Below are 25,615 nucleotides of genomic sequence, written 5' to 3'. Positions count from 1 at the left end.
GAGACCTCCGCCCGGCGGTACGACGGCCCCGCCCGGAAACCCGGACGGGGCCGCATTGCGTCATCCACACCGATCAGCGACGCAACCGACGCACCGCCGGACCCGCCGGACCCGCCGGTTCACGCCAGCACCTCCTCGACGGCCCGCCGGACGGCCTGCGGATCCAGCCCGTGATCGACGATCACCCGGGCGCCGAAGCCTTCCCCCTCCCGGAGGACCCCCAGCAGCAGGTGCCCGACCGCGATCTGGCCGGACTTCAGCCGCAGCGATTCGCGCAGCGACAGCTCCAGCGCCTTCTTCGCCCGGGCACTGAACGGGTTGCGGCCCGCCCTCGACTCCAGCCTGAACCAGCCCCGCCGCTTCGGTTCCTCCTCGGCCGGCGCGTCCAGCGCGCCCTCGCCGAAGGCCGATTCGACCGCGGTCCGGACGGCGTCCAGGTCCACCCCGATCGAGGCCAGCGCCTGTGCGTCGTCCCCCGGCCCGAGCAGTCGGACCACTGCCCGCCGGGCGGCCCCGTGGTCCAGGCCCAGCCCGATCAGGACGCCGGCGGCCGGGTCGTCCGACCGGGCCAGGATCGCCAGCAGCAGGTGCTCCGTCCCGATGTGGCCGTGCCGCAGTTCCCCGGCCTCCTGCTGGGCCCCGGCCACCACCTGCCGTGCCGGCTCGGTGAAACGCTCGAACATCGTTCAGCCTCCGTCCTGGTCCTTGCCGGGCCCGCGCCGGGCGTACTTCTTGTGCACCGCCTGCCTGGTGACCCCGAGGCAAACCGCGATGTCCTGCCAGGACCAGCCCTGCGACCGGGCGTTGCCCACCTGTAGGCCTTCCAGGCGGTCCGCCAGGTCGCGCAGCGCGCGGACCGCCCGGAGCCCGACCGCGGGGTCACGGCTGCTCGCCGCGGCCGCGAGTTCTCCGCTCTCACTCATGCTGTCAACTATGGTTGACAGTTGCGGCGCCGTCAACCCTGGTTGACATCAGCGGTCGCCGAACCGCTCCGCCAGCACCTCCTCGAAGCTCCCCCGGCCCACCGCCCGCTCCGGCGCGAGGTTCCCGCCCGCCCGCAGCGCCCGCCCCGAAGCCCCCGGCACCCGCACCGGCAGCAGCACCCGCCGCCGACCCGACGCCCGCAGGTACGCCTCGGCCAGCTCCCGGTACGGCCGCACCCGCGGCCCGCCCACCTCCGGCGCGTACCCGGCCGGCCCCTCCCCCACCAGCTCCGCCACCCGCGCGGCCACCTCCCGCACGTCCACCGGCTGGACCCGCGCCCCGCCCGGCACCGGGAACACCGGCAGCCGCGCCGACACGTCGAAGATCCTCAGCAGCAGGTCGTGGAACTGCGTCGCCCGCAGCACCGTCCACCCGAGCCCCGACTCCCGCACCACCCGCTCACAGGCGAGCTTCGCCCGGTAGTACGGGATCGGCACCCGGTCGACCCCGACGATCGACACGTACAGCAGGTGCCGCACCCCCGCCCTCCCGGCCTCCGCCACCAGCGTCCGGACCGCGGCCACGTCCTTGCGCCCCACCGTGGTCGCGCAGTCCACCACCGCCTCGACCCCCGCCACCGCCCCGGCGATCCCCTCCCCGGTCACCAGGTCCCCGACCACCCACTCGACCCCCTCGCCCCCGCTCCGCACCCGCCGGCTCAACCCCCGCACCGCCACCCCGCGCGCGACCAGCAGCCGCACCACCTCCCGCCCCAGAACCCCCGTCGCCCCGGTCACCAGCACCGTCCCCATCACCACACCACTCCTCCCGCCGAACACCGTCACCCCTACCGACCGCCCACCGCCCCCATCCGTGACATCGGCGTCCGCGAAGTGCCCGGACAACGAGAAGAGGCGGGGCGAGGACGTGAAGTCCTCGCCCCGCCTCAGCGGTGGCTCACCCGCGCGGGGTCAGTAGCGGCGGTCAGCTGCAGCCGCTGGTGGAGCCGCAGCCCTCGCAGAGGTAGCAGCTGCCGGCGCGGCGCATCTTGGTGCCGCAGGAGAAGCAGAGCGGGGCGTCGGCGTTGAGGCCGAGCTGGATCTCGATCAGCTCCGTGGAGTTGTGGGCCTGCGCCGGGGAGGCCTTGGGGGCCTTGGGCGCCTCCACGGCGGGGGCCGGGGCGGCGACCACCGGGGCGGACTGGGCGAGCGACTCGGTGTCGAGCTCCTCGGCCTCCAGCGGCTCGTAGGAGCCCGTGTCCAGGTGGCGCTGGCGCTCCTCGACGGAGTGGATGCCGAGCGCCGACCGGGTCTCGAACGGCAGGAAGTCGAGCGCCAGGCGGCGGAAGATGTAGTCGACGATCGACTGCGCCATCCGCACGTCCGGGTCGTCGGTCAGACCGGCCGGCTCGAAGCGCATGTTGGTGAACTTCGAGACGTAGGTCTCCAGCGGCACGCCGTACTGCAGGCCGACCGAGACGGCGATGGAGAAGGCGTCCATCATGCCCGCGAGGGTCGAGCCCTGCTTGGACATCTTGAGGAAGACCTCGCCGAGGCCGTCGTCCGGGTAGGAGTTGGCGGTCATGTAGCCCTCGGCGCCACCGACCGTGAAGGAGGTGGTGATGCCCGGGCGGCCCTTGGGCAGGCGCTTGCGGACCGGCCGGTACTCGACGACCTTCTCGACCGCGGCGGCCGGGGAGGTCGCGGTGGCCGGGGCGAGCTTGGGCTCGGAGTCCTTCTTCTTCGCCGAAAGCGGCTGGCCGACCTTGCAGTTGTCGCGGTAGATGGCGAGCGCCTTGACGCCCATCTTCCACGCCTCGAAGTAGATCTCCTCGATCTCCTCGACGGTGGCGGACTCGGGCATGTTCACGGTCTTGGAGATCGCGCCGGAGATCCAGGGCTGGATCGCGGCCATCATCCGGACGTGGCCCATGGCCGAGATGACCCGCTCGCCCATCGCGCAGTCGAAGACCTCGTAGTGCTCGGCCTTGAGGCCCGGGGCGTCCACCACGTTGCCGTGCTCGGCGATGTGGGCGACGACCGCCTCGATCTGCTCGTCCTGGTAGCCGAGGCGCTTGAGGGCGCGCGGGACGGTGCCGTTGACGATCTGCATCGAGCCGCCGCCGACGAGCTTCTTGAACTTGACGAGCGCCAGGTCCGGCTCGACGCCGGTGGTGTCGCAGTCCATCATCAGGCCGATGGTGCCGGTGGGGGCGAGCACCGAGGCCTGGGCGTTGCGGAAGCCGTTCTGCGCGCCGATCCGCAGGACGTCCTGCCAGGTGTCGTTGGCCACGGCCCAGACCGGGGCGTCCAGGTCGTCGAGCGAGACGGCGGCGAGCGAGGCGTCCGCGTGCTGCTTCATGACCAGCTGGTGCGGGGCGGCGTTGCGGGCGTAGCCGTCGTACGGGCCGACGACGCCGGCGAGTTCGGCGCCGCGGCGGTAGGCGGTGCCGGTCATCAGCGAGGTGATGGCGCCGGCCAGGGCGCGGCCGCCCTCGCTGTCGTAGGCGTGGCCGGTGGCCATCAGCAGGGCGCCGAGGTTGGCGTAGCCGATGCCGAGCTGGCGGTAGGCGCGGGTGGTCTCGCCGATCTTCTCGGTGGGGAAGTCGGCGAAGCAGATGGAGATGTCCATCGCGGTGATGACCAGCTCGACGACCTTGGCGAAGGTCTCCGCGTCGAACGAGTCGTCGTCGCGCAGGAACTTCATCAGGTTCAGCGAGGCGAGGTTGCAGCTGGAGTTGTCCAGGTGCATGTACTCGGAGCAGGGGTTGGACGCGTTGATGCGGCCGGACTCCGGGCAGGTGTGCCAGTGGTTGATGGTGGAGTCGTACTGGATCCCCGGGTCGGCGCAGGCCCAGGCGGCCTCGGCCATCTTGCGGAACAGCTTCTTGGCGTCGACGGTCTCGATGACCTCGCCGGTCATCCGGGCGCGCAGGCCGAATTCGGTGCCGTTCTCGACGGCGGTCATGAATTCGTCGGAGACGCGGACGGAGTTGTTGGCGTTCTGGTACTGGACGGAGGTGATGTCGTCGCCGCCGAGGTCCATGTCGAAGCCGGCGTCGCGCAGGGCGCGGATCTTCTCCTCCTCCTTCACCTTGGTCTCGATGAAGGCCTCGACGTCGGGGTGGTCGACGTCGAGCACGACCATCTTGGCCGCGCGGCGGGTGGCACCACCGGACTTGATGGTGCCGGCGGAGGCGTCGGCGCCGCGCATGAAGGAGACCGGACCGGAGGCGTTGCCGCCGGAGGACAGCAGTTCCTTCGAGGAGCGGATGCGGGAGAGGTTGAGGCCGGCGCCGGAGCCGCCCTTGAAGATCATGCCCTCTTCCTTGTACCAGTCGAGGATCGACTCCATGGAGTCGTCGACGGACAGGATGAAGCAGGCGCTGACCTGCTGGGGCTGCTTGGTGCCGACGTTGAACCAGACCGGCGAGTTGAAGCTGAACACCTGGTGGAGGAGGGCGTGCGTCAGCTCGTGCTCGAAGATCTCGGCGTCGTCCTTGGTGGCGAAGTAGCCGTGCTTCTCGCCGGCGGCGCGGTAGGTGAGCACCACGCGGTCGATGATCTGCTTGAGGCTCCACTCGCGCTGGGGAGTGCCGACGGCGCCGCGGAAGTACTTGGACGTGACGATGTTGACGGCGTTGACCGACCAGAACTCGGGGAACTCGACGCCGCGCTGCTCGAAGTTGATGGACCCGTCACGCCAGTTGGTCATGACGACGTCGCGGCGCTCCCAGCGGACCTCGTCGTACGGGTGCACGCCAGGAGTGGTGTAGATGCGCCCGATCGGCAGACCGCCCTTGGGGGCCTTGCCGCCGCCCTTGGCCGTGGTCTTGTCGGACTTCGACCCGCGTGCGGAACCGCTCGTGGTGTCTGTCACTTCTTCCTCCTCCTGGGCAAACGCCCGAAGTGCCCTGAAAAGTCCGGGCACCGCTGGTTCGTTCTTCCGGTGTGCGGGCAGGCGGAGACCTCGCCTGCTTGCGCACGGTTTGTTGTGTTCTGTGCCCTTTTTCCGGGCATGCGTGGGCCCCGTGGGACCCGTGGTGCAGCAAGGCCCGCCAGGGGGCCGGGTGCCGGCGCCTCCTAGGGCGCGGCGGCGGCGACGGGCACGCAGGTGCCGTCCGCCTCGGGGACGGGCCGTTCGGCGCGGAGTTCCGCGATGGCGGCCTCGAAGTCTTCCAGTCCGTCGTACGCCTGGTACACGCTGGCGAAGCGCAGGAAGGCGACCACGTCGAGTTCCTTGAGCGGGCCGAGTATGGCCAGCCCGACGTCGTGGGTGGTCAGCTCGGCGTTGCCGGTGGCGCGCACGCACTCCTCGACCCGCTGGCCGAGCTGGGCGAGGGCGTCCTCGGTGACCGGGCGGCCCTGACAGGCCTTGCGGACGCCGGTGATGACCTTCTCCCGGGAGAAGGGCTCGGTGACCCCGCTGCGCTTGATGACCATCAGCGCGGCCGTCTCCACGGTGGTGAAGCGGCGGCCGCAGTCCGGGCACTGCCGACGACGGCGGATCGAGCTGCCGTCCTCATTGGTCCGGCTGTCGACAACACGGCTGTCGGAATGCCGGCAGAAGGGGCAGTGCACCTGAGGATCCCTCCCTGGCAGGACGTGCGGACCTGTTGAGTCTATGCGATGCGACCCCGGCCTCGGCAAGCTGATCATGCGCCGTAACCACTAGTACTGGGCACGGAGAGGACTGTAGCCACTAGATGTAGGTCTCCGGGGGAAGCGACACCCCTGGCGTGTCGGCACCGATTAGACTGCCGGAGTCGAGATCCGATCGAACATTTACTCGATGCACGGTCTCGATGTACAGCAAAGCCTTGATCGAGTCAGCCAACTCTCGAATAATTCACTCGAACGTGTGTTTGGCGCAACCTTTCGATAGGAGGGGCGTTGGGCTGGAAAAGGGGAGAGGACAGCCGTCGAGAGGGGCCGCCGTGAACACCATCGAAAGCAACACCATCCCGGTGCAGGAACACTCCCAGTTCAAGGTGGGGCAGCGCACCACGAATCAGCAGAGCGTGGACATCAGCATGGACCGTAGCGAAGACCAGCGCCTCTCCGGCCCGGCCCTTTCCAGCACGGGCCGCGTTCCCGACCAGCCGATCGAACACTCCCCCGCGATCGACGACGCCCACCAGGCGCCCACCCGCGCACTGCCCGGCCGCCCCCCCGGCATCCGTACCGACGAGGCCGGTCTCACCGAGCGCCAGCGCCGCGTGATCGAGGTCATCCGGGACTCCGTCCAGCGTCGCGGATACCCGCCGTCCATGCGCGAGATCGGCCAGGCCGTCGGCCTGTCCAGCACCTCCTCGGTCGCCCACCAGCTGATGGCCCTGGAGCGCAAGGGCTTCCTGCGCCGCGACCCGCACCGCCCGCGCGCCTACGAGGTCCGCGGCGTCGAGGTCGCCCGCCCGAACACCGCCGAGACGGCCGGCAGGCCGTCCACCTCGTACGTGCCGCTGGTCGGTCGGATCGCCGCCGGCGGCCCGATCCTGGCCGAGCAGACGGTCGAGGACGTCTTCCCGCTGCCCCGCCAGCTGGTCGGCGAGGGCGAGCTGTTCGCGCTCACCGTGCGCGGCGACTCGATGATCGAGGCGGCCATCTGCGACGGCGACTGGGTCACCGTGCGCCGCCAGCCGGTCGCCGAGAACGGAGACATCGTGGCCGCGATGATCGACGGCGAGGCCACGGTCAAGCGGCTCAAGCGCGAGGACGGCCGGATCTGGCTGATGCCGCACAACCCGGCGTACGAGCCGATCAACGGCGACAACGCCACCATCCTGGGCAAGGTCGTCGCGGTCCTGCGCCGCCTCTGACGCCTCGCGCGCACCCAGCGGGAAGGGGCTCCACCGCGCGGTCGCGGGGAGCCCCTCCGGCGTCTCCGGGGGGCTTCCGGGCCCGCCCCGGCGGCCCCAGGGGGCCGGACGGAACCCCGGATCACCGCACCGCTCAGCCCCGCTTCACCACCGGCTTGACCGGCGGCGCCGAGGCGTCGATCGCCGCCAGCGAGCGGCGCACCTGGTTGCGGTCCGTGGTGTACCAGAACTCCGGCATCGAGGAGCGGAAGAAGCTCCCGTACCGCTTGGTCTCCACCCGCGGGTCGAGCACCGCGACCACGCCCCGGTCCTCGGCCGCGCGCACCAGCCGGCCGGCGCCCTGCGCCATCAGCAGCGCCGCGTGCGTCGCCGCGACGGCCATGAAGCCGTTCCCGCCGCGCTGTTCGACGTCCTTCTGGCGGGCGCTCATCAGCGGGTCGTCCGGCCGGGGGAACGGGATGCGGTCCATCACGACCAGCTGGCAGGCCGAGCCGGGCACGTCCACGCCCTGCCAGAGCGAGAGCGTGCCGAACAGGCAGGTGGACGCGTCCGAGGCGAACTCCCGGATCAACTCGCCCAGGGTGTCCTCCCCCTGGAGCAGGATCCGGTTGTCCAGCCGCTCCCGCAGCGCCTCGGCGGCCGTCTGGGCGCCGCGCATCGAGGAGAACAGGCCCAGCGTGCGCCCACCGGCCGCGCCGATCAGCTCCGCCAACTCGTCCAGCATGTCCGGCCGTTCGGGGTCGCGGCCGGGATCCGTGAGATGCCGGGCGACGTACAGGATGCCCTGCTTGGGGTACTTGAACGGCGAGCCCACGTCGATGCCGCGCCAGTGCGGCACCGCGTCCTCGCCGAACCCGAACCCGGAGCCGGAGCCGGAACCGGAACCGGAACCGGAACCGGCCGAAGGATTGTCCCCGGGGGTGCGCTGGTCCGGCAGCCGGGAGTCCGAGGGCAGGCCGACGGAGGCGGCGACGCCGTTGAAGTCCCCGCCGAGCTTGAGGGTGGCCGAGGTGAGCACCACCGAGCGCTCCTTGTAGAGGCCCTCGCGCAGCAGCCCGGACACGCTGAGCGGCGCGACCCGCAGCGAGCCGGTGCCCATGCCGAAGCGGTCGCTGCGCTCGATCCAGACCACGTCGTACTCGGAGTCCTCCAGCAGCCGCTCGGCGGTCTCGTGCAACGACTCGGCGGAGGCCATCGCCTGCTTGCGGACGGCGTCCTCGTCGCTGAGCCCCTTGTCGCGGGTCTCGCCGAGCGAGCTGATCACCTGGCGGGCGGCGTCCCGGATCGAGGTGACCGCGTACGCCAGGTACTCGGGCAGTTCCTCGACCCGGCCGGGCTGGGCGGTCTCCATCAGGCCGTGGTAGTTCTCGGCGGCGGCCTGCAAGGCGTCCACGGCCTTCTCGTTGGCGAGCCGGGCGGCCCGCTTGACCGCCCGGTTGACCGCGCCGACGGTCAGCTCGGCGGTGGCCGCGCCGGTGACCCGGTTGACCAGTTCGTGCGCCTCGTCGACGATCAGCAGCCCGTGCTCGGGCAGCACCGGCGCGCCCTCGATCGCGTCGATCGCGAGCATCGCGTGGTTGGTGACCACGACGTCGGCCAGCTTGGCCCGCTCCCGGGCCTTCTCGGCGAAGCACTCCTGCCCGTACGCGCAGCGGGTGGCGCCCAGGCACTCCTTGGAGGTGACCGCCAGCTGGGCCCAGGCCTTGTCGGAGACGCCGGGGCTGAGGTCGTCCCGGTCCCCGGTGTCGGTCTCGTCGGCCCACTCGCGCAGCCGCAGCACGTCCTGCCCGAGCTTGCTGGCGGGCCCGCCGAGCGCCTCGGCCGCGTCGAACAGGCCCTCGCCCTCGTCGCTCGGGGTGCCCTCGTTGGCCCGGTGCAGGCACAGGTAGTTGGAGCGGCCCTTGAGCATCGCGAACAGCGGGCGGCGGCGCAGCACCGGGTGCAGCGCCTCGACCGTACGCGGCAAGTCCCGTTCGACGAGCTGGCGTTGCAGCGCCAGGGTGGCGGTCGCGACCACCACGCGGTCCCCGTGGGCGAGCGCGGGCACCAGGTAGGCGAGGGACTTCCCGGTGCCGGTGCCGGCCTGGACGAGCAGGTGCTCGGCGTTGTCGACGGCGTCGGCGACGGCCTCGGCCATCCGGACCTGACCGGGGCGCTCGACGCCGCCGACGGCCGCCACCGCGGCGTGCAGCAGGTCAGGGATGCGGGAGCGCGGAACGGCGACGGCTTCCTCGACGTCGGCGGCGGCGCCGCCGTCCTCGCCAGGGAGCTCGGTCTCGCCGGGGAGCTGGGTTTCGGAGTCGTTCGTCATGACCCTCCCAGCCTACGGGGCGGGGGTGACAATCCGGCTCCGTCGCCCGGGAAGATCCGCCTCCAGGGTCACCAGGGCGTTGGGGACGGTCCCGTAGCGGGCGGCGTGCGGGCGGTGCGGGCGGTCCTGGTAGCCGTCGAGCAGCAGCCGGTTGCGGTTGAGGCAGAGCCGGTCGATCCGCGGCCGGAACAGGTCGAACAGCTCGAAGCGCTCGCCCAGGCCGGGGAAACGCTCCTGGTAGCGGCGGATCTCGGCCCGCAGCAGGGCCCAGAACTCGGCCTCGGGCAGCCCGGTCTGCGCCTCCAGCAGCGGGGCGAGGTAGCGCAGGACGCCGATGAACAGCCCGGAGTGGAGGAACTGGCAGAGCCCCTGCGGGCCGTCCCGCAGCAGGACGTCGTCGACCTCGGCGGGCAGGTCGCGCAGTTCGGGCAGGTCCTGGTCGCTGAGGTTGACGTCGTCGACGAAGTCCTTGACCGCGAGCCGGGTCGGCGCGTCGTCCTCGTCGAAGACGACGATGGCGTTCTCGCCGTGCGGGGAGAAGACCAGCCCGTACCGGTAGAGGAAGTGCAGCAGCGGCGGCAGCACCGCGCCGAACAGCCGGCCGGTCCAGGCGGCGGGGGTGAGCCCGGAGCGGGCGATCAGTTCGGCGGCGAGCGCCCGGCCGTCGGAGCCGGTCTGCAGCAGGGCGGCCAGGGTGCGGGCGCGTTCGCCGCCGGCCAGGAAGGGGCCGAGGGGTTCGCGCCAGATCGCGCCGAGGAGTTCCTTGTACTGGTAGGGGGCCTCGGGCAGCTCGCGGTAGAGCGGGTGGTCGACGGTGACGGAGGCGATCTCGCCGAGCAGGATCACCCGGCACTCGTCGCGCAGGTACGGGTCGGCGTCGCGCAGGCCGTGGATCCAGGCGGTGACGGCGGGCGCGGCGAGGGTGCGTTCGGTGGGCAGGCCGCGCCAGACCAGGGTGTTGAGGACGGACAGCGGCAGTTTGACGGTGCAGCGCTCGGGGTGGGCGGTGTTGAAGAAGGAGCGGATGGACTGCTGGGGCAACCGTGGGTCGCCGTCGGAGGGCAGCGGGACGATCTCGCCGGAGGCGATCCAGGGCGCGAACAGCGGGACGATCGTCTCGTCCCACTGCCAGGGGTGGACGGGCAGCAGCAGGTAGTCGTCGGCGGCCGGGCCGAGGGCGGCGCGCAGCGCGTCCGGGTCGTCGAGTTCGCGGGCGTACAGCTGCTCGGGCCGCTCCAGACCGGGCACGCCGCGGTACTCGGCGAGCCGGCGGTGGACGGCGATCCAGGGCAGCGGGCGCGGGGTGCGGGCCTCCGGGGCCCAGCGGGCGGCGTCGGTGGCGGAGAAGCCGATCCGGCCCTTGTTGGGGACGATCCAGGGGTGGCCGTCCTGGCGGCCCTCCAGGGCGGGGTGGTCGAGGTCGGCGAGTTCGGCGGCGGTGAGCGCGGTGGCGAGCTGGTGCGCGTCGGCGGTCAGGGTGGCGGTGAGTTCGCGGATCAGGTGGCCGGTGGTCTCGCCGCGCAGGCCGAGGGCGTGCCGGGCGTGCGGGAGGAAGCGCAGCGGGTCGAGGCCGTCCGGGTCGGAGCAGCGGACCGACTCCGGGTCGACCCGCCAGCTTCCGTACGCGCCGCGGCGGGCGGTGAAGCGGTACTCGGCCTCGGGCAGCCAGAGCAGGTACTCGCCGTCGGTGGCGGCGCGGACGGGCGTGAGCAGTTCCTCGTAGGCGAACTCGCCGAGCATCTTGGCCAGCAGGGCGCGCCCGGCCCGCCGCCAGTGCCCGGCGGTCAGGTGCGGGGGCAGGTACAACGGCGGTTCAGCGGCCGACGGTTGCGGCACGGGTCAGCTCCTGGGGACGGGGGACGGTGGGGGTGCTCTCGGTGGGGGTGCCCTCGGTGGCAGCGGCAGCGGCGGCAGCGGCGGCGCCACCCGCGGCGGGGGCGGTCCCGGGCGGCGCGAAGCCGGTCCAGGCGGTGCGGGCGGGCAGCCGGTGGACGGTCCGGCCGGTGACGGCGTTGAGGATCACGGCGGCCCGGTAGGCGCCGAGCCCCAGGTCGGGGGTACCGACGCCGTGGGTGTGCAGTTCGGCGTTCTGGACGTAGAGGCCGCCGGTGAGTTCGGGCCGGGTGGCGACCCGGTGGTCGAGGTCGACCCGGTAGCGCCCGTCCCGGTCCCAGTCGATCAGCCGGGCGAGCGGTTCGAGCGCGGCCGGCCGGGCGGCCCGGTAGCCGGTGGCGAGCACCACGGCATCGGTGCGCAGGACGTGTTCGGCGCCGGAGTCGCCGTGCCGGCAGTGCAGTTCGAGGCCGCCGCAGGGGCCGGGGTGGGCTTCGGTGACGGCGGTGCCGGGGGTGATGTCGACCGGGGCGGTGTCGATCGGGCGGCCGATGGTGCGTTCGTAGAGGTGGTCGTGGATCTCGGCGAGGGTTTCGGCGCTGGCGGCCTTGTGGAGTTGCCACTGGGCGGCGACCAGCGCGTCCCGGACGGCTTCGGGCAGGCTGTGGAAGTAGCGGGTGTAGTCGGGGGTGAAGTGCTCCAGGCCGAGCTTGGAGTACTCCATCGGCGCGAGCGCCCTGGTCCGGGTGAGCCAGCGCAGCCGGACGCCGTCGCCGTCGTGGCGGCGGAGCAGGTCGAGGAAGACCTCGGCGCCGGACTGCCCGCTGCCGACCACGGTGATGTCCCGGGCGCCGGCGAGGTCGCCGCGGCGGTCCAGGTAGTCGGCGCTGTGGAAGGCGCGCGGGTGGCCGTCGAGGGCGGTGAAGGCCTCGGGCAGGACGGGCCGGGTGCCGACGCCGAGGGCGAGGTTGCGGGCGTGCACCTCGGTCCGCCGCCCGGTCGCGGTGTCGGTCAGCTCGGCCCGGAAGTGCGGGGCTTCCCAGTGCAGGGCGGTGACCTCGGTGCCGAAGCGGCAGTTGGCGAGGCGTTCGGCGGCCCACCGGCAGTAGTGGTCGTACTCGCGGCGGGGCAGTTGGAAGCGCTCGGCGAAGTAGAACGGGAAGAGCCGGTCCTGGTCGCGCAGGTAGTTGAGGAAGGACCACGGGTTGGTCGGGTCGACGAGGGAGACCAGGTCGGCGAGGAACGGCACCTGCATCCGGGCCCCGTCCACCAGCATGCCGGGGTGCCAGCGGAACTCCGGGCGCTGGTCGCAGAAGAGCGTGCGCAGGCCGGGGACGGGCGCGGCGAGCGCGGCGAGCGAGAGGTTGAAGGGGCCGATGCCGACGCCGAGCAGGTCGTACGGCGGCTGGGGTGCTGGGATGTCCACGGGGGTGTCCTAGGCGAGGAAGGGGACGCGGGCGCGGACCATCAGAGCGGCGCGCTTGTCGGGCAGGTCGAGTTCGGTGTCCAGCCGGAATCCGGCCCGTTCGAAGGCCCGGACGGAGCGCCGGTTGCGGACGTCCGGTTCGGCGACGACCCGTTCGCAGCGGGGCCGTTGCCGCAGGATCCGCTCGGCGAGGGCGGCCAGCAGGACGGCGCCGAGGCCCCGGCCGCGGCTCCCGGCGGGGCCGAGCAGGAGGTGGACGCCGGTGTCGTGCGGCCGGGCCGGGTAGTGCCGGGCGAGCGGGTCGAGGTCGGCGCGGTAGACCTCCCAGTAGCTCGTCGGGTCGCCGTCGAGCAGGCCGAGGCAGGGCACGCTGCGTCCGTCGCCGTCGAGTTGGGCCCGGAGGTGCCGTTCGGTGGCGTCGCGCGGCCCGGCGAGCTGCCAGAACGCGGCGATCTCGGGGTCGTTCATCCACCCGGCGAGCAGGTCCAGGTCGGCGGGCAGCCGGACCGGGCTGAGCCGGAACTCACCGGCCGGGGTGGGGATCGCGCCCCATCCCGGCGGGTCGTCGAGCAGGCTCATGCGCCCGCCAGCGGGTTGGGGACGTCCACGTAGACGGACTGGGTGGCGACCGGGCCGACCAGTTCGTCCAGGCCGTTGATCCGGGTGAGCAGGTTGGCCTTGCACGGCAGGGTGGGCGCGTCGAGCAGCATCCCGGGCAGCGCCGAGCCGGTGGCGGCGGCCCGCGGGCCGGCCAGGAAGCGGCGCAGCCCGGCCAGCAGCACGGTCTCGTCGGCGAGCCCCTGGCTGCCGAAGGCGCCGACCAGGCCGAGGACGTGGTTGATGCCGAGGTAGTAGGCGAAGTGGTGGTCGATCACCTCGTCGGGCAGGAAGGTGTCGCTGTGCTCGCCGAGCCCGGGCAGCCGCGCGGTGAGCCGGTCGGCGGCGCTCTCCCGGTAGTAGTAGCCCTGGTTGTCGCGGTAGCGGCCGCCGCTGGGCCAGCCGTCGGCGTCGAGCAGGACGAGGCTGTTCTGCTGGTGCGCCTCCAGGGCGATGCCGGCCGTGCCGTCCAGCCAGAGGACGGGCAGCACGACGGCGTCCAGGTAGCGCAGGAACCATTCGGCGGCGACGGTCCGCAGCGGGCGGCCGCAGCGGACGGCGAGCGCCCGCAGGGTGTCGCCGAGCCGGGACGGCACGGTGTCGCCGGTGCCGAGCGGCTGTTCGGCGACCAGCCCGGCGACGCACAGCGCGCGGTCGGCGGGGGCGAAGGGCTGGGCGCGCAGCACGGTGTCCAGGCCGCCCGGGTCGCCGAGGGCGGGGTGGTCGACGCCGATCCAGGCCGGGTCGCGGACGATGTCGAAGCCGGGGTGGGCGCGGTGCCATTCGGCGGCCAGGCCGCTCTCCAGCAGCCGGTGTACCTCCAGGCCGCGGTGGAGTTCCTTGCGCAGGTTCTCCCGGCGGGAGTTGGTGATCCGCAGGCCGAGCGAGAGCTTGAGCATCCAGGGGGTGCCGGGGCGGTAGACGGTGCGCACCGAGGAGGTGGGGTGCCAGGGGTCGCCGGCCGGGCCGAGGTCGTGCAGCAGCCCGTCGGCGAGCAGGGCGGCGACGGCCGGGCGGTGGGCGAGTTCGCGGGCCTGCCAGGGGTGCAGCGGCAGGGCGGCGGTGCCGGGCGGCAGTGCGGCGTGGTCGCCGAGCAGGTCCGCGGTGATCCGGTCGGCGCTCTCGGTGAGGGCGGAGCCGGCGGCGAGCAGGTCGCGGTGGACCGCGTACCAGTGGAGTTGGAAGGAGCCGTGCAGTTCGGGCGAGTAGGCGGCGCTCTGGGCCGGGCCGAGGCCGTCGCGGCTCTTCGGGGTGGGGTGCAGCGGGTGGCCGAGCAGCAGGGACTGTTCGGCAGCGAGGAAGTGCGAGCGTTCCGGGCCGCCGACGGGGGCGGCGGTGCGGCGGTGGGCGAGGATGTCGGCGGTGCGGACGACCGAGTCGGCGACCCGGGCGGCGAGGTCGGCGACCTGCCCGGGGTCGGGGCGGTCGGCGGCCGCGGCGGCGAGCAGCGCCGCGGTGGTGACGGCGTCCACGGGGGCGTCGGCGGTGCCCTCCCCGGCGGACAGGACGGCGGGGCCGAACCGGTGCCAGCCGCCGGGCGACCAGTAGCGGACGGGGGCGGAGAGCCGGGCGGCGCCGCCGAGGACGGCGATCCGCAGCCGGCCGTCGGGGCCCGGGCGGGCGCCGGTCTCGCGCGTCCAGCAGCGCAGCAGGGCTTCCAGTGCGGCCTGTTCGGCGGCGACGGCGGGGTCCGGGTGCAGCAGCGGATCGGGCTCGGCCGACCGGTCCGCGTGCAGCAGCGGGGCGGGCGGGGCTCCGGTGAGGGCGGTGCTCAAGGCTGCTCCTTGGGGCGCGTGGGGGTGCGGACGCGCACGGGTGGTGGAGAGGATCGGCGGGCGCTCGCACCATCGCGTCAGGTAAGGGTTACCTATCCCTGACGGGTGATCACAAGGTCTGCTCACTCGTCCGGGTGAAGATCGGGGATTGTCCGCGTCCGGCGCGCGGGGCCCTGCTGGGCCGACGGGCCGGCCGGGGCCACGTCACGGATCGGTGACCTCCGGTCAGGGCCGCAACCCGGGGGGCGGCCGCCGCCGTCCTGGTGACCGGTGGAAGACTCCACAGCGGCGAGTCGCCGCACGACAGCCCGATCGAGCACAGGGGGAAGCGCACACATGCCATCGATCCACCGGTCAGCCATGGCCGTCGCCCTCGTCACGGGGACGCTGCTCGCGGCGAGCGCCTGCGGGCCGGACGGCCCGGCGGGCGACGGGGGCGGCAGCGCCGCGCCGCCGCCCGCGTCCAGCGCCGCCGCCCCGGGGGGCGGCGTGATCGGCGGGATCACCCTCCCGTCGGGCATCCCGACCAGTCTGCTGGAGGGCCTGCCGAAGTCCTGGGACGACCTGAAGAAGTGGAAGTTCGAGGACTGGGACTCGTGGGCGTCCAAGCACGTCTTCAACAACCCGGTGGTGAAGGACTTCTGGAACCCGGACAAGATGGGCGACTCCAAGCCCGCCGATCCGGCCCCGCCCACCGCCAAGCCGGCCGCCGACAACGGCGTGACGGACCCGGACCCGCCGGTGGTCAAGGCCGTGCCGGTGCCCCGTCCGTACACCAAGCAGCCGTCCGGGAAGGTGTTCTTCAGCGCCCAGGGCGGCCGGGGCAACTGCTCGGCGACGGTGATCACCGACCCGCAGCACCCGGGGAAGAGCAACCTGGTCTGGACGGCCGGCCACTGCGTGCACGCGGGCAAGGGCGGCGACTTCTTCAAGGACCTGGTCTTCGTGCCCGCCTACAACAACTCGGGCGCCTCCAGCGGCGGCAAGAAGGCCCCGCTGTCCGAACTGGCCCCGCTCGGCACCTGGTGGGCCGACCTGGTCACCACCTCGCCGCAGTGGATGGTCGAGGGCGGCGGCACCGGTGACGCCGCGAACCAGTACGACTTCGCCGTCATGCGGGTGCACAACCAGAACGACTCCGGCAAGTCGCTGGAGGAGACGGTCGGTTCGGCCGTCCCGGTCTGGTTCGACGCCCCGCGCGACAAGGTGTCCGTCGCGGCGGTCGGCTACCCGCTCTACAAGCCGTTCGACGGCCAGGAGCTGTACAAGTGCGACGGCGGCAAGCCGACCCGGCTGTCGTTCGACGCCAAGCGCCCGTCGATGCTCACGATCGGCTGCAACATGACCCAGGGCTCCAGCGGCGGCGGCTGGTTCGCCACCATGCCGGACGGGAAGACCGCCCTGGTCAGCAACACGTCCATCGGCACCGAGGACCACACCTCGCTGAGCGGCCCGTACCTGGAGACGGTCGCCAAGCAGGCTCTGGACTGGATCTCCAAGAAGCCGTAAGCCCTTTCCGGCCGGACCGGACCAAGCCGTACGGGCGGCGGAGGCCGCCCCCGGGGGACGATGCAGCATGCCGAAGCACACCGGCCGCGGACCGCGGCGCCGATCCGGACCGACCGGCGCCGCGGTGCTCGCCGTGCTCGCGCTCGCCGCGACCGCCTGCGGGCCGGACGGCTCCGGCGCCGCGGCGGCCGCACCGCCGCCCGCCCTCCCCACCTCGGCCCCCACCAGCCTGGGCGACCTGACGGGCTGGAAGGTGGAGGACTGGGCCCGGTTCGTCTCCGGCAGCGGCTTCGCCAACGAGGTGGCCCCGGGCTTCTGGTCGACCACCCGGATGGCCGCCGCCAAGGGACGGCCCACCCCGGAGTACCCGCTCACCGCCGCACCGGACGGCGACCGGCCGGACGCCCCGCCCGCGGCCGTCGCGGCCACGCCGCAGCCGCACCCGTACGGCCCGGCCACCGCCGTGGTCGGCCGGCTCTTCGTCACCACGCCCCAGGGCGACGCGGCCTGCTCCGCGACGGTGGTCTCCGACCCGGCCAACCCGGGCCGCAGCAACCTCGTCTACACCGCCGCGCACTGCCTGCACGACGGCAAGGGCGGCGGCTGGCTGCGGAACATCACCTTCGTGCCCGGTTTCAACCGGGACGGCCAGGCGGCCCGCGGCAAACCGCTCACCGAGCAGCAGGCGGCCCCGTACGGCCGGTGGGTGGCGGTGCGCGCACTGGTGTCGCCGACCTGGCTCGGGGAGGGCGGCGTCGGCGCCCACCACCAGTACGACTACGGGATCATCCGGGTGCGCGGCGAGGGCGGCTCCGGCGCGTCGCTGGAGGAGGCGGTCGGCGGCTCCGTCCCGGTCTGGTTCAACGCGCCGCGCGAGCAGATCGGCTCGGCGGCCGCCTACGGCTACCCGACCGATCGGCCGTCCGACGGTCTGGAGCTCTCCCGCTGCGAGTCCCCGGTCCCGCCGGCCAGGCTCTCCCCCGACCGGAGCCGCCCGCCGATGTACGTCACCGGCTGCGCCGTGACCGGCGGCTCCGGCGGCGGCGGCTGGTTCATCACCAAGGACGGCAAGCCCAACCTGATCAGCGTCACCGCGATCGGCAGCCGCAATCCGCCCGGGTACCTGGCCGGCCCCTCGCTCCAGGACCAGGCGAAGCAGGCCTTCGACTACTTCGCCAAGAACGTGAAGTAGCCCGCACACCCGCACACCCCACACCCGGACCATCCCCCGAACAGCCCCGCACGCGAAAAGGCCCCCGGACGATCGCGCGATGCCCGACGGCATCACGGTCACGTCCGGGGGCCCTTCGTCGGCCCGGAGCCTCAGACCTGCAGCGCCACCGCGTAGCGCTCCAGCTCGGCGGCCAGCTCGGCCGGCACCTTGGCGTGCAGCAGCGTGCCCTCGCCGGTGTGCTCGGTGCCGAGCAGCTCGCCCTCGGCGTGCACCCGGGAGACCAGCCCGCCCTGGGTGTAGGGCACCAGGGCCCGCACCTCGATCGCCGGGCGCGGCAGCTCGTCGTCGATGAGCTTCAGCAGTTCCTCGATGCCCTCGCCGCTGCGGGCCGACACCACGATGGCGTGCGGCTCGCGGCGCAGCAGGCGCTGCAGCACGTGCGGGTCGGCGGCGTCCGCCTTGTTGATCACCACGATCTCCGGCACGTTCTGCGCGTCGACCGAGACGATGACCTCGCGGACGGCGGCCAGCTGCGTCTCCGGCTCGGGGTGCGAGCCGTCGACCACGTGCAGGATGAGGTCCGCGTCGGCGACCTCCTCCATGGTCGAGCGGAACGCCTCGACCAGGTGGTGCGGCAGGTGCCGGACGAACCCGACGGTGTCGGCCAGGGTGTAGAGCCGCCCGCTCGGGGTCTGGGCCCGGCGCACGGTCGGGTCCAGGGTGGCGAACAGGGAGTTCTCCACCAGGACGCCCGCCCCGGTGAGCCGGTTGAGCAGGGACGACTTGCCGGCGTTGGTGTACCCGGCGATGGCCACCGACGGCACCTGGTGGCGCTTGCGCTCCTGGCGCTTGGTGTCGCGGCCCTTCTTCATCTCGGCGATCTCGCGGCGCAGCTTCGCCATCTTCTCGCGGATCCGGCGCCGGTCGGTCTCGATCTTGGTCTCACCGGGACCACGGGTCGCCATGCCGCCGCCGGACGAGCCGGAGCCGCCACCACCCATCTGCCGGGACAGCGACTGGCCCCAGCCGCGCAGGCGCGGCAGCATGTACTGCATCTGCGCGAGCGAGACCTGCGCCTTGCCCTCCCGGGACTTGGCGTGCTGGGCGAAGATGTCCAGGATCAGGGCCGTCCGGTCGACGACCTTGACCTTGACCACGTCCTCCAGGTGGATCAGCTGGCCGGGGGTGAGCTCACCGTCGCAGACCACGGTGTCGGCGCCGGTGGCCGCGACGATGTCGCGCAGTTCCTTCGCCTTGCCGGAGCCGATGTAGGTGGCCGCGTCGGGCTTGTCGCGGCGCTGGATCACGCCGTCCAGCACCTGGGAGCCGGCCGTCTCGGCGAGGGCGGCGAGCTCGGCCATCGAGTTCTCCGCCTCCTCCAGGGTGCCGTCCGTCCAGACGCCGACGAGCACCACGCGCTCCAGGCGGAGCTGGCGGTACTCGACCTCGGTGACGTCTTCGAGTTCGGTGGAGAGGCCGGCGACGCGGCGCAGGGCGGCACGCTCGCTGCGGTCGTACTGGTCGCCGTCGTAGTGGTGGTGGCCGCGGTCCTCGTCGATGGCCGCGAGGTCCTCGTCCATGAGGGCTTCCGCCCGCAGACCGTTCAGGCGGCGCGGGGCGTCGGCGTGGTCGCGGGTGTCGGACGTGGAGGTCATTCTGTCCTTTGGTCGCTGGTGCGGATGGCCTGTGGGGACCGCTCTGTGCGGTCCCACCCGGAGTCTGCCCAGCTGCCGCCCCGGTTACCGCCGGGCGAGGTGAGCTACCCCTCAGGTCCTCGGGTGCCATCGGGGCTCCTGTGCCCTGAGAACGCCGTGGACCGGCCGTGAATTCCCCATGATGCTCCCACGCCCGGCGCGGACCGGTCATCCCCATTTTCCCCGGGGTGGCGCGCCCCGCCGGTGTCCGGGGCCTGCGGCCGGCTGACGTCGTACACCCCGGAGACCTTGAGCATCGCCCGCATCAGCGCGGGCAGCGCGGCCGGCTCGGGCAGTTCGACGGTGTAGGTGTGCCGGACCCGCAGCTCCTGCGGCGGTTCGACCTCGGCCGAGACGATGCCGACGTCCTCGGCGGAGATGGCCGCCGTGAGGTCGGCGAGCAGCCGGGGCCGGTTGAGCGCCTCGGCCCGCAGGGTGGCCCGGTGGCCGGCCGCCGGGGTGCCCTCCGGCCGCCAGCGGACCTCCAGCTCGGCGCGCCCGGCCGCGCGCATCCGCTCCCCGGCCGGACAGCCGGTGCGGTGCACGGCGACGGCCCCGCCGCGGATCGGGTAGCCGGTCACCTCGTCCGGCGGCACGGGCGTGCAGCAGCGGGCCAGCCGGACCGGCGCCCCGGGCCGGCCGGCCACCGCGACCGGGGCCGGCCGGCGCTCGGTGGTGCGGTGCGCGGGCGGGGCGGGCTGGCCGCTGGAGGGGCCGGTGCGCACCGCCGGGAGCCGGGCCGGGTGGTCGGCGAGCCAGCGTTCGATGGCCAGCCGGGCGGCCGGGGTCCGGGCGTGCGCGAGCCACTCGGGCGCGGGCCCGGAGGGTTCTGCGGGGCGCGGCCCGTCCTCGGTGAGCACCGTCCCGGTGGGCACGGCCTCGGTGAGCACGGCCAGCTGGTCGCCGTCCTGCAGGACGGTGGAGAGCGCGGTGAGCCGGCCGTTGACCCGGGCTCCGATGCACCGGTGGCCGGTCTCCTCGCCGAGCAGGTAGGCGGCGTCCACGCAGGTGGCGCCGGCCCTCAGCTGAAGCGTTTCGCCGCTCTCCGTCACGACGGTGATCTCGCGGTCGCCGGCCAGGTCTGCGGTGAGCGCGGACCAGAAGGCGTCCGGGTCGGGCGTCTCCTGCTGCCACTCCAGCAGCCGGCTGAGCCAGCCGGGCCGGGCCGGGTCGGTGCGGTCGAGTTCGTCGGCGTCCTGGACGGCGCCGGCCGGCTCCGGGTCGCCGAGCGCGACCACCCCGGTCTCGGCGACCTCGTGCATCCGCCGGGTGCGCACCAGCACCTCGACGACCGTGCCGCCGCTGAGCGCCACGGCGGTGTGCAGCGACTGGTAGAGGTTGAACTTGGGGGCGGCGACGAAGTCCTTGAACTCGCCGGGCAGCGGCGTCCAGCAGGTGTGCAGCTCGCCGAGCACGGCGTAGCAGTCGGCGTTCTCCTCGACGACCACCAGCAGCCGCCCGAAGTCGGCGGGCTGCGGCCCCTGCGGCCGCCCGTCCGGGCCGGGCGCGGCGGCCCGCTTGAGCAGCACCCGGTGCAGCGACACGCAGTGCCGGGGCCGGACGGTGACCTCGGCGGTCACCCCGGTCTCGGACAACTGGCGGGCCAGCAGCCGGGCGAAGGGGGCCAGCAGGGCGTCCGGCCGGCCCTCGTGACCGGCCATCAGGGCCCGGGTGCGGGCGTGCTCCTCGGGGTGCAGGGTGGCGAAGACGATGTCCTCCAGCTCCGCCTTGAGCACCTGGATGCCGAGCCGTTCGGCCAGCGGGATCAGCACGTCCCTGGTGACCTTGGCGATCCGCACCTGGCTGGCCGGCTTCATGTGCCGGATGGTGCGCATGTTGTGCAGCCGGTCGGCGAGCTTGATCACCATCACCCGGACGTCGTCGCCGGTGGCGACCAGCATCTTGCGGAAGGTCTCGGCCTCGGCGGCGGCGCCGAAGTCGACCTTCTCCAGTTTCGTCACCCCGTCGACCAGGTAAGCGACTTCGGGACCGAATCCGTCGCTCACCCGATCGAGTGTCAACTCGGTGTCCTCGACGGTGTCGTGGAGCAGCGAGGCGACCAAGGTGGTTGTCCCGGCGCCGAGTTGGGCCAGGATCATGGTGACGGCGAGCGGGTGGGTGATGTACGGCCCGCCGCTCTTGCGCTTCTGGCCCCGGTGGCTGGCCTCGGCGAGGCGGTAGGCCCGGGCGAGCAGGCCGAGGTCGGCCTGCGGATGGTGCTCGCGGTGGACCCGGACGAGCGGTTCGAGCGCGTCCGGGACGGGCGGCCGGCCGGTGGCCAGCAGGGCGGCCCGCCCGGCTCGGCCGAGCGCGGCCCGGCCGAGCTCCCCCAGGGGCCGCCTGGCCCCGGCTTGCCGTGCGGACGTCGGCTGCCCCGTCAGGGACTGCCCGGCTTCGATGGTCATCGGCGCACCTCCGGCAGCGATCACCGGCCGCCACCCCGCCGAGGGGCGCCTTCCCGGTGGTCCATGCTACCGAGCAGAGCACGTTCCGCGATGCCTTGCTTCCCGTCCGCGACACGCGTCACTCGAACGGGCGGATTCACCGCCACGCGAAATGGGCAAACCGGGCCGTCAGCTGTCCGAGCCGCGCCCCAGGCGTGTCAGACACGCCCCAGTTCGGCCCACCAGCGGGCGTCGATCTCGCCGGCGGCCACGATGACCGCCGGGCCGGTCTTCTCGATCCGGCCGTCCGGGTACTCGGTGATGACCAGTCGGCCGCCCGGCACGTCCACGGTGTAGGTGGCCGGCTCGCCGGTGACCGCCGGGTCGACGCCGTCCCGGCGGATGGCGGCCACCGCGACGGCGCAGGTGCCGGTCCCGCAGGAGCGGGTCTCGCCGGAGCCGCGCTCGTACACCCGCATGGCGACGTGCCGCGGCCCGCGGTCCACCACGAACTCGACGTTCACGCCCTCCGGGTAGGCCCCTTCGGGGCTGGTCAGCGGAGCGGACAGCAGGTCCCCGGCGTGGTCGAGGCTGTCCACGAAGGCCACCGCGTGCGGATTGCCCATGTTGACGTTCAGCGCGGGCCAGCGCCGCGCGCCGACCGTGACCTCGACGCCGTCCGGCCCGGGCAGCCGGGCCCGGCCCATGTCGACGGTGACCTCGCCGGGCGTCCCGTCCCCGGCGTTCTCGGCGACCCGCACCGTCCGCACCCCGGCTCGGGTGGCGACCGCGAACTCGCCGGGCTCGGCCAGGCCGGCCTCGACCAGGTAGCGGGCGAAGACCCGCACGCCGTTGCCGCACATCTCGGCGATGCTGCCGTCGGAGTTGCGGTAGTCCATGAACCACTCGGCCCGGTCGGCCTGGTCCGCGGCGGCCGGATCGGCGGCGGCGCGCACCACGCGCAGCAGCCCGTCCCCGCCGATGCCGGCCCGCCGGTCGCACAGCGCGGCGACGGCCCCGGGGCCGATCTCCAGCGCGCCGTCCGGGTCCGGGACGATGACGAAGTCGTTCTGGGTGCCGTGCCCCTTGAAGAAGGGGACGCCGACCGGCTGCGGGGAGGATGCGCTCACCCTCCCGATGGTACTGAACGGGCGCACCGGCCACCCGGGCAGTCCGACCGGTGGAACGGCGCGGGCAGCCGGGGAGCCGACACCGGCAGCCGACGGATCAGCGCAGGTAGGCGACCCGCCAGACGGCCAGCGCACAGGCCACCAGCGCGATCAGGGTGTAGAGCGCGATCGCCTTCCAGCCGGCCCGCTGCCCGGAGCCGCGGCGCGGCAGACCCGGCCACTTGTACCCGGCGTGCCGGGCGGCCATCGCGCCCCAGCCGACCGAGGCGGCGGTGAGCAGCAGCCCGAGCATGCCGACCATGGTGGCGCGCGCCCCGGCCGAGCCGAAGGCGAGCGGGAAGGCGAACATCAGCGAGCCGAGGATGCCCAGCAGGGCGATCGGCAGGGTCTGCCACCAGCGGAGCCGGCGCAGCGGTCGGATCTCCCGCTCGTGCACCGCGCCCGCCGGGGTGCGGTTGTCCAGGGCCGGCAGTGCGACCGCGTAGGAGGTGGGCGCCTCCAGGCCGGTCAGCACGGGGAGGTCACCCCTCGTCGACTCGTCGGCCGGTGCGGTGACACTCCCGCTCTGGCCGGGTTCGGGGCCGGTACCCGTCGACACGCGGCCTCCCCTGACAGTTCGACACGAGCGGACTCGCGGTCGGGCACGGTCGGCCCGCGCGGCCGACCCCTACGCCTTCGATGATGGCATGTCTAGACGGGCGTTCCGGGCCTGACCGGCGTCGACGGGTGATCCGTGGCCATCACGTGATCGGGCCGTGACCGCCGGTTCGTCCTGCACGGCCACCTGCGCGCGCAGGTGCACCGCCGGATTGGCCGGAACCCGCCTACCCGGCCGACCGATCCTGACGGTCGATCAGCTCCAGGGAGCGTTCCAGCAGCTCGACGGGGTCGGTGCCGGCCGGCCGGGACAGCCAGTGGATCCGGCCGTCGCGGCGGAACCAGGACTCCTGACGGCGTGCGAAGCGCTTGGTGGCCCGGACGGTCTCGGCCCGCGCCTCGTCCTCGGTGCACTCGCCGGCGAAGTGGTCCAGCACCTGCTGGTAGCCGAGCGCCCGGGAGGCCGTCCGCCCCTCCCGCAGCCCGACCCGCTCCAGCGCGCGCACCTCGTCCAGCAGTCCGGCCCGCCACATCAGGTCGACCCGCAGCGTGATCCGCTCGTCCAGTTCGGGGCGCGGCAGCGCGACCCCGATCTGCACCGCGTCGTAGACGGCGGTGTTGCCGGGCAGGTTCGCGGTGAACGGCTGCCCGGTGATCTCGATGACCTCCAGCGCGCGGACGATCCGCCGCCCGTTGCCGGTCAGGATCGCCTCCGCGGCCGCCGGGTCCAGCCCGGCCAGCCGCCGGTGCAGCGCGTGCGGGCCGGCCTCCTCCAGCTCGGCCTCCAGCCGGGCCCGGACCGCCGGGTCGGTGCCGGGGAACTCCATCTCGTCGATCGCCGCCCGGACGTACAGCCCGGAGCCGCCGACCAGGACGGGCGTGCGCCCGGCCGCGAGCAGCCGGTCGATCTCGGCCCGGGCCAGCCGCTGGTACTCGGCGACGCTGGCGGCCTCGGTGACGTCCCAGACGTCCAGCAGGTGGTGCGGCACGCCGCCGCGCTCGGCGGGGGTGAGCTTGGCGGTGCCGATGTCCATGCCCCGGTACAGCTGCATCGAGTCGGTGTTGATCACCTCGCCGCCGAGGCTGCGGGCGATGGCGACGGCCAGGTCGGACTTGCCGGCGGCGGTCGCGCCGACGATGCAGACCACTCGGGGCTGGGCGGCGCGGGACTGGTCGGTACGGGAGCTGCTCACCGCTCCAGTCTCGCAAAACCGCCACCGCACCGGTGACCGGGCTGCCCGTCGGCCCCGACCGCGCGACCTGTGACCGTCACCGGCCGACCCGGGCCGCCTCGGGCCGCCTCCGGTTCGTTTCCGCGGTTGAGCCGGTTTGCGAACGGTTCGGCTGTGACGGACGTTGGGCAGGAGACAGGGACGAAAGGGTGAGATCGCCATGGGTCTGATGGACAACCTCAAGGGCAAGGCCGAAGAGCTCAAGGGCAAGGCCAGTGAGCTCGCCGGCAAGCACAGCGAGCAGATCGAGCACGCGGTGGACAAGGCCGGCGGCGCGATCGACAAGGCGACCAAGGGCAAGTACAGCGAGAAGATCGAGCACGGCGCCAGCAAGGCCAAGGGCGCGGTGGACGACTTCGCCCACAAGCCGAAGCCGGGCGAGGAGGGGCCGGCCGGCGGCAACGGCCAAGCGCCGCGGGCCTGACGCCCCGCGCTCCGATCAGCTCCAGGACGCCACGACGTAGCCGACCCCGTACGGGGCGTCCTGGTAGCCGAGCCGCGCGGTGAGGCCGGCGCCCTCCGCGGCGCCGGCCAGCACCTGCCAGGGCGCCCGGCCCTCGGCCTTGAGCTCGGCGGCCAGGTCGGCGTCCAGGGCGGCGAGCGCGGACAGGTCGGCGGAGCCCAGCGCGGCGGCCAGGTCGGCGTCGAAGCCCTCGGCGCGCTCGTCCAGGTAGCCGGGCGCCTTCACCGAGCGGCAGGCGCTGCCGTCGCCCACCACCAGCAGGCCGACCCGGTCGGCCAGCTGGGCCAGACCCTGGCCGAGCCCGAGCATCCGGTCGGCGGGCGCGTCGGCGGGCACCGCGCAGGCGTGCGTCGGCAGCGTCACCCCGGCGCGCTCCAGCAGCCAGGCGCCGACCGTCAGCGAGGGCGCCAGCTCCGGCCCCTCGACCCGGCCGCCGGGCAGCTTGGCGACCAGCGGCACCCCGTAGCGGTGGAAGGAACCGGCCCCACCCTCGGTCCACACCTCGGCCTCCGGCCCGGCGCCGACCACCACGACCAACTGCGGCCCGGCCGCGACCAGGGCCGCCAGGGCCTCGTCGCAGGCGGCCCGCAACGGGTCCAGTTCGGCGGCCGCCCCGGCGGCGACCTCGGGGACGAGCAGCGGCGGACAGGGGCACACGGCGGCGGCTACCAGCATGCGGATCACTCTAGCCAAACGGCGACGGCGGCCCGGCCGGACTCGAAGTCCCGCCGGGCCGCCGGTGGAGGAG

20 protein-coding genes are annotated in these 25,615 nt (G+C 73.6%); 4 read left to right on the top strand and 16 right to left on the bottom strand.

All coding sequences use genetic code 11. From position 1 onward, the window contains the following. Window positions 1-119: 119 nt before the first annotated feature. The 5 genes from ACIQVZ_RS26420 to nrdR form a co-directional block, all read right to left on the bottom strand. Entirely contained in the window at window positions 120-683 is a 564-nt protein-coding gene (locus ACIQVZ_RS26420; RefSeq protein WP_350880137.1) for a Clp protease N-terminal domain-containing protein, read from the bottom strand. A gap of 3 nt (window positions 684-686) precedes the next feature. Continuing rightward, entirely contained in the window at window positions 687-923 is a 237-nt protein-coding gene (locus ACIQVZ_RS26415; protein WP_350880139.1) for an RNA polymerase subunit sigma-70, read from the bottom strand. A gap of 48 nt (window positions 924-971) precedes the next feature. Next, the gene (locus ACIQVZ_RS26410; RefSeq protein WP_402453261.1) at window positions 972-1,736 is read right to left on the bottom strand and encodes an SDR family oxidoreductase; all 765 of its coding nucleotides are present in this window, start codon (window positions 1,734-1,736) and stop codon (window positions 972-974) included. A gap of 172 nt (window positions 1,737-1,908) precedes the next feature. Next, the gene (locus tag ACIQVZ_RS26405; RefSeq protein WP_350880143.1) at window positions 1,909-4,803 is read right to left on the bottom strand and encodes a vitamin B12-dependent ribonucleotide reductase; all 2,895 of its coding nucleotides are present in this window, start codon (window positions 4,801-4,803) and stop codon (window positions 1,909-1,911) included. Between the two features lie 203 nt (window positions 4,804-5,006). Then, the gene (nrdR, locus tag ACIQVZ_RS26400; protein ID WP_063349343.1) at window positions 5,007-5,504 is read right to left on the bottom strand and encodes a transcriptional regulator NrdR; all 498 of its coding nucleotides are present in this window, start codon (window positions 5,502-5,504) and stop codon (window positions 5,007-5,009) included. 356 nt (window positions 5,505-5,860) lie between these two features. Here nrdR and lexA point away from each other — a divergent pair, with 356 nt between their 5' ends. Beyond that, window positions 5,861-6,742 carry a transcriptional repressor LexA gene (lexA, locus tag ACIQVZ_RS26395; RefSeq protein WP_380336391.1) on the top strand — a complete coding sequence of 294 codons (882 nt, stop codon included), beginning with the start codon at window positions 5,861-5,863 and terminating at the stop codon, window positions 6,740-6,742. Between the two features lie 133 nt (window positions 6,743-6,875). Here lexA and ACIQVZ_RS26390 read toward each other — a convergent pair whose 3' ends face one another. From ACIQVZ_RS26390 to ACIQVZ_RS26370, 5 genes are read right to left on the bottom strand one after another with little or no spacing between them, the layout of a single operon-like run. Next, complete coding sequence (locus ACIQVZ_RS26390; protein WP_402453259.1) at window positions 6,876-9,053, bottom strand: ATP-dependent DNA helicase; 2,178 nt, start codon at window positions 9,051-9,053, stop codon at window positions 6,876-6,878. 12 nt (window positions 9,054-9,065) lie between these two features. Beyond that, entirely contained in the window at window positions 9,066-10,889 is a 1,824-nt protein-coding gene (locus ACIQVZ_RS26385) for an IucA/IucC family protein (protein ID WP_402453258.1), read from the bottom strand. Then, a complete protein-coding gene (locus tag ACIQVZ_RS26380) occupies window positions 10,867-12,312 on the bottom strand; it encodes a lysine N(6)-hydroxylase/L-ornithine N(5)-oxygenase family protein (RefSeq protein WP_402453256.1) in 1,446 nt (481 codons plus the stop codon). The genes ACIQVZ_RS26385 and ACIQVZ_RS26380 overlap by 23 nt, the downstream gene beginning before the upstream one ends. 9 nt (window positions 12,313-12,321) lie before the next feature. Beyond that, window positions 12,322-12,996, bottom strand: coding sequence for a GNAT family N-acetyltransferase (locus ACIQVZ_RS26375; protein WP_402453254.1), 675 nt, complete (start codon window positions 12,994-12,996; stop codon window positions 12,322-12,324). Further along, entirely contained in the window at window positions 12,888-14,684 is a 1,797-nt protein-coding gene (locus ACIQVZ_RS26370; RefSeq protein WP_402453253.1) for an IucA/IucC family protein, read from the bottom strand. Before ACIQVZ_RS26370 ends, ACIQVZ_RS26375 begins: the two co-directional genes overlap by 109 nt. Before the next feature lie 336 nt (window positions 14,685-15,020). Between ACIQVZ_RS26370 and ACIQVZ_RS26365 the strand changes: the two genes are divergently transcribed. Continuing rightward, complete coding sequence (locus tag ACIQVZ_RS26365; RefSeq protein WP_350880154.1) at window positions 15,021-16,193, top strand: hypothetical protein; 1,173 nt, start codon at window positions 15,021-15,023, stop codon at window positions 16,191-16,193. 67 nt (window positions 16,194-16,260) lie between these two features. Continuing rightward, complete coding sequence (locus tag ACIQVZ_RS26360; protein WP_350880156.1) at window positions 16,261-17,385, top strand: hypothetical protein; 1,125 nt, start codon at window positions 16,261-16,263, stop codon at window positions 17,383-17,385. Between the two features lie 131 nt (window positions 17,386-17,516). Here the strand turns inward: ACIQVZ_RS26360 and hflX are convergent, their stop codons facing one another. From hflX to miaA, 5 genes are all read right to left on the bottom strand, one after another. Beyond that, window positions 17,517-19,022, bottom strand: a complete 1,506-nt coding sequence (hflX, locus tag ACIQVZ_RS26355) for a GTPase HflX (protein WP_402453252.1) — start codon at window positions 19,020-19,022, stop codon at window positions 17,517-17,519. 104 nt (window positions 19,023-19,126) lie between these two features. Next, on the bottom strand, window positions 19,127-21,466 hold the full coding sequence (locus ACIQVZ_RS26350; protein WP_402453250.1) for a RelA/SpoT family protein: 2,340 nt from the start codon (window positions 21,464-21,466) through the stop codon (window positions 19,127-19,129). A gap of 197 nt (window positions 21,467-21,663) precedes the next feature. Next, on the bottom strand, window positions 21,664-22,575 hold the full coding sequence (dapF, locus tag ACIQVZ_RS26345) for a diaminopimelate epimerase (RefSeq protein WP_402453249.1): 912 nt from the start codon (window positions 22,573-22,575) through the stop codon (window positions 21,664-21,666). A 97-nt stretch (window positions 22,576-22,672) separates the two neighbouring features. Continuing rightward, window positions 22,673-23,173, bottom strand: a complete 501-nt coding sequence (locus tag ACIQVZ_RS26340) for a hypothetical protein (RefSeq protein WP_063349335.1) — start codon at window positions 23,171-23,173, stop codon at window positions 22,673-22,675. A gap of 226 nt (window positions 23,174-23,399) precedes the next feature. After that, window positions 23,400-24,365, bottom strand: coding sequence for a tRNA (adenosine(37)-N6)-dimethylallyltransferase MiaA (miaA, locus tag ACIQVZ_RS26335; RefSeq protein WP_402453247.1), 966 nt, complete (start codon window positions 24,363-24,365; stop codon window positions 23,400-23,402). 199 nt (window positions 24,366-24,564) lie between these two features. On the opposite strand from miaA, the gene ACIQVZ_RS26330 reads away from it, so the two are divergent. Further along, window positions 24,565-24,828, top strand: a complete 264-nt coding sequence (locus tag ACIQVZ_RS26330; RefSeq protein WP_363584573.1) for an antitoxin — start codon at window positions 24,565-24,567, stop codon at window positions 24,826-24,828. 15 nt (window positions 24,829-24,843) lie between these two features. On the opposite strand, the gene ACIQVZ_RS26325 is transcribed toward ACIQVZ_RS26330, so the two are convergent. Then, on the bottom strand, window positions 24,844-25,542 hold the full coding sequence (locus tag ACIQVZ_RS26325) for a class III extradiol dioxygenase subunit B-like domain-containing protein (protein ID WP_402453245.1): 699 nt from the start codon (window positions 25,540-25,542) through the stop codon (window positions 24,844-24,846). Between the last annotated feature and the right edge of the window lie 73 nt (window positions 25,543-25,615).

It is taken from the genome of Kitasatospora sp. NPDC098663 (genome assembly GCF_044760075.1).
Taxonomy (GTDB): domain Bacteria; phylum Actinomycetota; class Actinomycetes; order Streptomycetales; family Streptomycetaceae; genus Kitasatospora.
This window is presented reverse-complemented; position numbering and strand designations above follow the sequence as displayed.

Coding starts and splice junctions, on each gene's coding strand:
- ACIQVZ_RS26420 (WP_350880137.1), bottom strand. CDS start 683: ATGTTCGAGCGTTTCACCGAGCCGGCACGGCAGGTGGTGGCCGGGGCC.
- ACIQVZ_RS26415 (WP_350880139.1), bottom strand. CDS start 923: ATGAGTGAGAGCGGAGAACTCGCGGCCGCGGCGAGCAGCCGTGACCCC.
- ACIQVZ_RS26410 (WP_402453261.1), bottom strand. CDS start 1,736: ATGGGGACGGTGCTGGTGACCGGGGCGACGGGGGTTCTGGGGCGGGAG.
- ACIQVZ_RS26390 (WP_402453259.1), bottom strand. CDS start 9,053: ATGACGAACGACTCCGAAACCCAGCTCCCCGGCGAGACCGAGCTCCCT.
- ACIQVZ_RS26365 (WP_350880154.1), top strand. CDS start 15,021: ATGCCATCGATCCACCGGTCAGCCATGGCCGTCGCCCTCGTCACGGGG.
- ACIQVZ_RS26360 (WP_350880156.1), top strand. CDS start 16,261: ATGCCGAAGCACACCGGCCGCGGACCGCGGCGCCGATCCGGACCGACC.
- hflX (WP_402453252.1), bottom strand. CDS start 19,022: ATGACCTCCACGTCCGACACCCGCGACCACGCCGACGCCCCGCGCCGC.
- ACIQVZ_RS26350 (WP_402453250.1), bottom strand. CDS start 21,466: ATGACCATCGAAGCCGGGCAGTCCCTGACGGGGCAGCCGACGTCCGCA.
- ACIQVZ_RS26330 (WP_363584573.1), top strand. CDS start 24,565: ATGGGTCTGATGGACAACCTCAAGGGCAAGGCCGAAGAGCTCAAGGGC.
- ACIQVZ_RS26325 (WP_402453245.1), bottom strand. CDS start 25,542: ATGCTGGTAGCCGCCGCCGTGTGCCCCTGTCCGCCGCTGCTCGTCCCC.